Raw genomic sequence first — 5260 nt, forward strand, 5'->3', positions numbered from 1 at the left:
AGGGGTTACCTATTTTATTGTTGAATACGAGCCCTCCCAGGTTCCCATTCCGACCACCATTCTTCTTTTCGGCTCGGGCCTGGTCGGCTTGGCCGGCATGCGGAGCAGAAAGCGGAAGAAATAACCAACCATTTTCATTTGTTGTTACACCAAAAGAGGCAGGCCGTGATGGGCCTGCCTCTTTTTTTTCGGGCGTAACAAGCAGAAAAAAACCAAAAAAAAGGGTTTCAGCCATTTCCGGCTGAGACCCTTGTTATTTCTGGTAGCGGGGGCAGGATTTGAACCTGCGGCCTTCGGGTTATGAGCCCGACGAGCTACCGGACTGCTCCACCCCGCGACACGAAAGACGACATACTACACTAATTTTCCTGATTGTCAAGGGGGCGCCGCAAGATTGTCCGGCTGCTCCAGCATTTCCCGCAGGGGTTGGTAGATATCTGCCGGCAGCTTGGTGAGTTTGCCGTGCCGGTTGATTACCGCGTGTTCGGTATACCCCTTGACCAGGGATTGTTCGGGCTGTTGCCTGGTGGCCGTACGGATGATCCGATAGGAAAAGCGGCAGCGGACCCGGGTGATCTCGGTCAGGGAGGTGTCGATCGCCAACAGGTCGTCGTAACGGGCCGGGGCCTTGTAGCGGGCATGACAGGCGATAACCGGCAGCACCAGTCCCCGCTCCTCTATCTCCCGGTAGGAACAGACCTGGTCGCGCATGAACTCGCTGCGGCCGCTCTCGAAATAGCGCAGGTAATTGCCGTAGTAGACCACCCCGGCCGCGTCGGTGTCACCGTAAAGAACCCGGCAGAAGCTGCGATGCACCGGCTCTCTCATCTCAAGCTTCATTACCGGGCCGTTCGTTGCAGGAGTTTTTCAAAGAATACCCGGCCCGACTCCAGAAGGGTCCCGGCCCGCTCGGCACTTTCTTCACAGAAACCGATACCGCTGTCGTTGTGGACGCGGCGTGAATCGTACAGGGCCACCGGCACGGGCGAATCAGTATGGGTCCTGAGCGAAACCGGGGTGAAGTGGTCCATGGCCACGGCCAGCCGGAACTCGGAGCCGCTGTCTTGCAGACCCTGAAAGATCGGCCGGACGATCTTCCGGTCAAAGTCTTCAATGGCCTGGATCTTTTCAGCGAGCAACCCCTGGTGGCCGGCCTCGTCCGGGGCCTCCACATGGACGAGGACAAAGTCCTTGTCCTGCAACGCCTCCAGGGCGGCCCGGGCCTTGCCCGCATAGTTGGTGTCCAGGTAGCCGGTGGCCCCGGGAACCTCGATGATCTCCAGGCCGCCGTATATCCCGATTCCCTTGAGCAGGTCCACCGCCGAGATCAGGGCCCCGCGGATTCCGTATTGCTCGGTGATGGTCTTCATGGCCGGCGATTTCCCTTCGCCCCAGAGCCAGATCTGGTTTGCCTCCGCCTTGCCGGCCCGGCGCCGGGCCCGGTTCACCGCGTGGCCGGCGAGCAGGGGGCCGGCCCTGGACAGCAACTCGTCCAGATCCGCAACCTTCCGGTACCGTTGCCAGTACCCGGTAACATCCTGCCCGATAAAATCGTGGGGCGGTACGGTGACCAGTCCGTTGAGATCGCCCTTGTAGATCAGCAGGTGCCGGTAGCTGACCCCGGGATAAAAGCGGATCCGGTCCGAACCCAGTTCCCGGTCCAGGGAGCTGATCAGGGCCGCGGCCTCTGCAGTGGAGATATGACCGGCGCTGTAGTCGACCATCCCCACCCGGCCGTTATGGCCCAGATCCAGGGTGACCAGGTTGCAGCGGCAGGCGATTTCATCGTCAGCCAGGCTGACCTTGAGGCTGGCCGCCTCCAGCGGGGCCCGGCCGGTGTAACATTGCTCCGGCTGATAGCCGAGCAGGGAGAGGTTGGCCACGTCGCTGCCCGGGGGAAAGCCGTTGGGAATGGTCTTGAGGCGATAGAGTTCGCCGTGGCCGGTCAGGTAATCCATCCCCGGTGTTGCCGCCTGCTGCAGCGGGGTGCGGCCGTCAAGCTCGGCAAGCGGCAGGTCGCCCATGCCGTCGCCGACAAGAATTATGTATTTCATGCGTTATTCCGATTCGTCATTCTCGGTGAGGATACGGATTTTCATGGTCAGGTCGGTGCAGATATCCAGTTGGTCGATTTCAGCCAGGGCGGCCTGGACCGCCGACTCGGCGGCCGCGTGGGTGCGGATGACCAGGGGCACTGATTCCTGCCGGCGCTCTCCTTTCTGCAGCACTGACTGGATACTGATCCCGTGCCGGCCGAGAACACCGGAGATCCTGGAGAGTACGCCCGGTTTGTCCACCGCGGTCATCCGGAAATAATAGGGGCAGCGCAACTCGTTCAACGGGGTGATCCGGCGGGGGGAGATCCGGTCGGGCCGGTACCCCAGGCTCGGCACCCGGTTGATCGCCCCGGTCAGCACGTCCCGGGCAATATCCACCACATCGGCGGCCACGGCGCTGCCAGTGGGCAGTTTTCCGGCGCCCAGGCCGTAGAGCAGCACGTTGCCCACCATGTCGCCGGTGAAGTAGAAGGCGTTGTAGGCCCCGTTGATACTGGCCAGCAGGTGCTTTTCCGGCACCAATGTCGGATGGACCCGGGCCTCGACATGGTCGCCGTGGTTCCGGCTGATGGCCAGCAGCTTGATCCGGTAGCCGAATTCCCTGGCAAAATCGATGTCCATGGGTTTGATCCGGGAGATCCCCTCGATGGTGATATCATCCAGGCGCACCGGCATGCCGTAGGCCATGGTCATCAGGATCGCCAGTTTATGGGCCGTATCGATCCCCTCCACATCATAGGTGGGATCGGCCTCGGCAAAGCCCTTTTCCTGGGCCTCCTTGAGTACCTCGGCAAATGGGGTGCGGTGATCGGTCATCCGGGTGAGGATATAGTTGGCCGTGCCGTTCATGATCCCCATCATCGAGGTGATCCGGTTGGCCACCAGCCCTTCCTTGAGCGATTTGATCACCGGGATGCCGCCGCCGACGCTGGCCTCGAACCCGACCTCCACGTTGGCCGCGGCCGCGGCTTCAAAGATCTCCAGGCCGTGCTGGGAGAGCAGGGCCTTGTTGGCGGTGACCACATGCTTGCCGCTGGCAATGGCCTTGAGCATGAAGGTCTTGGCCGGCTCGATTCCACCGATCAGTTCCACCACGATGTGGATCTCCGGATCATTGAAGAGATCGTCGGCATTACTGGTCAACCGGACCCGGCCACCCCGGGCGATATGTTCGGGAAGCTCCCTGGTGGCGATGTCGGCGACCCGGGTCAGGCGGATGGATGCGCCCACCCGTTGTTGCAGCCGTCCGGCCTGCTCGTGCAGCACCTGGGCCAGACCGCTGCCCACGGTGCCGAAGCCTATTAATCCAACGTTAATTACCGGTGTATTCATTAATTACAAGGCTCCCGCGCGGGTGGTTAAATTTTTTTCACCCGGGTCAAGCCGGGCGGCTGGTATGAAAGCTACACAGAAATACCCTCTTTGCCCGTTGTTGTCAAAAAATAGTAACCGTTCACCGGCCGCGGCCGAAGGGGAACACCACCCGGAGCCTGGGGAGCGAGATGGCGCTTGTGGCCATATTTTGTTGGCATCCTCCGACCTTTTGGTTTATAGTGGCCTCCATTATAAAATGAATGCGGCCTCATTCCTGCTATGGTGAAAAAGAGCAAACATTCAATGCCATTAGTTAATATAAGGTAAACAAGAACAAAAAAGGAGTTGCTCATGAACATCTTGATTTTTGGACCCAACGGCAGTGGCAAGGGCACCCAGGGCGCCATTATCCAGAAAAAATATAATGTGGCCCACATCGAGTCAGGGGCGATCTTTCGCAAGAATATCGGCGGCGGCACCGAACTCGGGATGAAGGCCAAGGAGTACATCGACCGCGGCGACCTGGTCCCGGACGATATCACCATCCCGATGATCCTTGACCGCCTCAAGGAAGATGACTGCAAGGAGGGCTGGCTGCTGGACGGCTTTCCCCGCAACAAGGTTCAGGCCGAGACCCTGGCCAAGGCCCTGGCCGCCGCCGGGATCAATCTGGATTATGTGATCGAGATTGTCCTGCCCCGCGAGATTGCCAAGCTGCGGATCACCGGCCGCAGGCTCTGCGTCAATGACAACAACCACCCCAACCACATCGCCTTTGACGCCATCAAGCCGACCGAGAAGGAAGACGGCACCATTGTCTGCCGGGTATGCGGCGGCGAACTCAACACCCGGGCCGACGACCAGGATGACGAGGCCATTGATAAGCGGCACAACATCTACTATGACGATAACACCGGCACCATGGCCGCGGTGAATTTCTTCAAGAGCCTGGAGGGCCCCAAACTCATCTCGGTTGACGGCCTGCCCTCGATCCAGGAGGTATCCGAGGCGATCATGAAAGAGCTGGCCTAGCTGGCAGACATTCCGGATAATCCCGGTGATACGAGGAAGGAGGCAGTTTGTGCCTCCTTCCTTTTTTTATGGGATGTTGTAGTTGGCGGATTCGTAAAAACTAAAATTTTTACCGCAGAGTATGCAGAGGCCGCGGAGGAAATCGTATTATTTTAATAATTAACCCTGCGTCCTCTGCGCTCTCCGCGGTTAATTCAGGCTGATTTTGCAGCTACACCTTAATAGTTACATGGGATGTTGTGACCGGCGGGACCGGTTCCCGGTTGCGGATTTCCGGACGGGATCACCAGAAGAACCATGATTTGCTTTCCCTTGACGCTGGCCCATGGTCCGGGATATATTGGGGGATGGCCGTGCGTACCTGGGCTGGTTTTTCCGGCCTGGCGCGTGTTTTTTTTATGAAGTGATTTCTTGTGCTTATTTGCCCGAAGGAGAGAATATGCCGCTTTATGATTATATCTGCCGGGCGTGCGGCAAGGAGTTTGAGATCCTGATGATCGGTACCAGGAAGGCTGTTTGTCCTGCCTGCGGCAGCGAGGATCTGGCCAAGCAGATGTCCACCTTTGCCCATCGGACCGCGGGCGGATCCGGCGGACCGGGTTCGGGCCCCGGCTGTGGGGGCTGCACCAGCTCAAACTGCTCCAGTTGTCATTAAAGAAGTGAGGAACTCGCAAAAAGCCTGAATTTACCGCGGAGTACGCAGAGGACGCAGGGTTATCATTTAAAATAAGTAACCGTTCACCGGGGGTACGGATTTATGGTAATCTCATGCCCGTAAGCGTTCACCAGTGGCTTAGATTCGTTCATTTGGGACTGCGAAGCATACTGGTGCTATTCGAGCAGGCCAAAATGGGCGA

Annotated in this window: 6 protein-coding genes and 1 tRNA gene; 2 read left to right on the forward strand and 5 right to left on the reverse strand. The window is 58.8% G+C overall.

Annotated features, from left to right (window positions below; translation table 11 throughout):
* The 5 genes from L3J03_12085 to L3J03_12105 all read right to left on the reverse strand — a co-directional run.
* A partial coding sequence (locus tag L3J03_12085; GenBank protein ID MCF6291720.1) for a hypothetical protein occupies positions 1 to 235 on the reverse strand: 235 nt, incomplete at its 3' end.
* A gap of 25 nt (positions 236 to 260) precedes the next feature.
* Positions 261 to 337, reverse strand: a tRNA-Met gene (locus L3J03_12090).
* Between the two features lie 38 nt (positions 338 to 375).
* On the reverse strand, positions 376 to 828 hold the full coding sequence (locus L3J03_12095) for an acyl-CoA thioesterase (GenBank protein ID MCF6291721.1): 453 nt from the start codon (positions 826 to 828) through the stop codon (positions 376 to 378).
* Between the two features lie 11 nt (positions 829 to 839).
* Positions 840 to 2054 carry a cofactor-independent phosphoglycerate mutase gene (locus tag L3J03_12100; GenBank protein MCF6291722.1) on the reverse strand — a complete coding sequence of 405 codons (1215 nt, stop codon included), beginning with the start codon at positions 2052 to 2054 and terminating at the stop codon, positions 840 to 842.
* A 3-nt stretch (positions 2055 to 2057) separates the two neighbouring features.
* On the reverse strand, positions 2058 to 3389 hold the full coding sequence (locus L3J03_12105; GenBank protein MCF6291723.1) for a homoserine dehydrogenase: 1332 nt from the start codon (positions 3387 to 3389) through the stop codon (positions 2058 to 2060).
* 333 nt (positions 3390 to 3722) lie between these two features.
* Between L3J03_12105 and L3J03_12110 the strand changes: the two genes are divergently transcribed.
* Positions 3723 to 4403: an adenylate kinase gene (locus L3J03_12110; protein MCF6291724.1), complete on the forward strand. Its 681-nt coding sequence runs from the start codon at positions 3723 to 3725 to the stop codon at positions 4401 to 4403.
* Between the two features lie 439 nt (positions 4404 to 4842).
* On the forward strand, positions 4843 to 5058 hold the full coding sequence (locus L3J03_12115) for a zinc ribbon domain-containing protein (GenBank protein ID MCF6291725.1): 216 nt from the start codon (positions 4843 to 4845) through the stop codon (positions 5056 to 5058).
* The last annotated feature ends 202 nt before the right edge of the window (positions 5059 to 5260 follow it).

The organism is Desulfobacterales bacterium, assembly GCA_021647905.1.
Taxonomy (GTDB): domain Bacteria; phylum Desulfobacterota; class Desulfobulbia; order Desulfobulbales; family BM004; genus JAKITW01.

Excerpts from the sequence above, each read along its gene's own strand:
- L3J03_12105 (MCF6291723.1), bottom strand. The coding sequence starts at position 3,389 with ATGAATACACCGGTAATTAACGTTGGATTAATAGGCTTCGGCACCGTG.
- L3J03_12110 (MCF6291724.1), top strand. The coding sequence starts at position 3,723 with ATGAACATCTTGATTTTTGGACCCAACGGCAGTGGCAAGGGCACCCAG.
- L3J03_12100 (MCF6291722.1), bottom strand. The coding sequence starts at position 2,054 with ATGAAATACATAATTCTTGTCGGCGACGGCATGGGCGACCTGCCGCTT.
- L3J03_12115 (MCF6291725.1), top strand. The coding sequence starts at position 4,843 with ATGCCGCTTTATGATTATATCTGCCGGGCGTGCGGCAAGGAGTTTGAG.
- L3J03_12095 (MCF6291721.1), bottom strand. The coding sequence starts at position 828 with ATGAGAGAGCCGGTGCATCGCAGCTTCTGCCGGGTTCTTTACGGTGAC.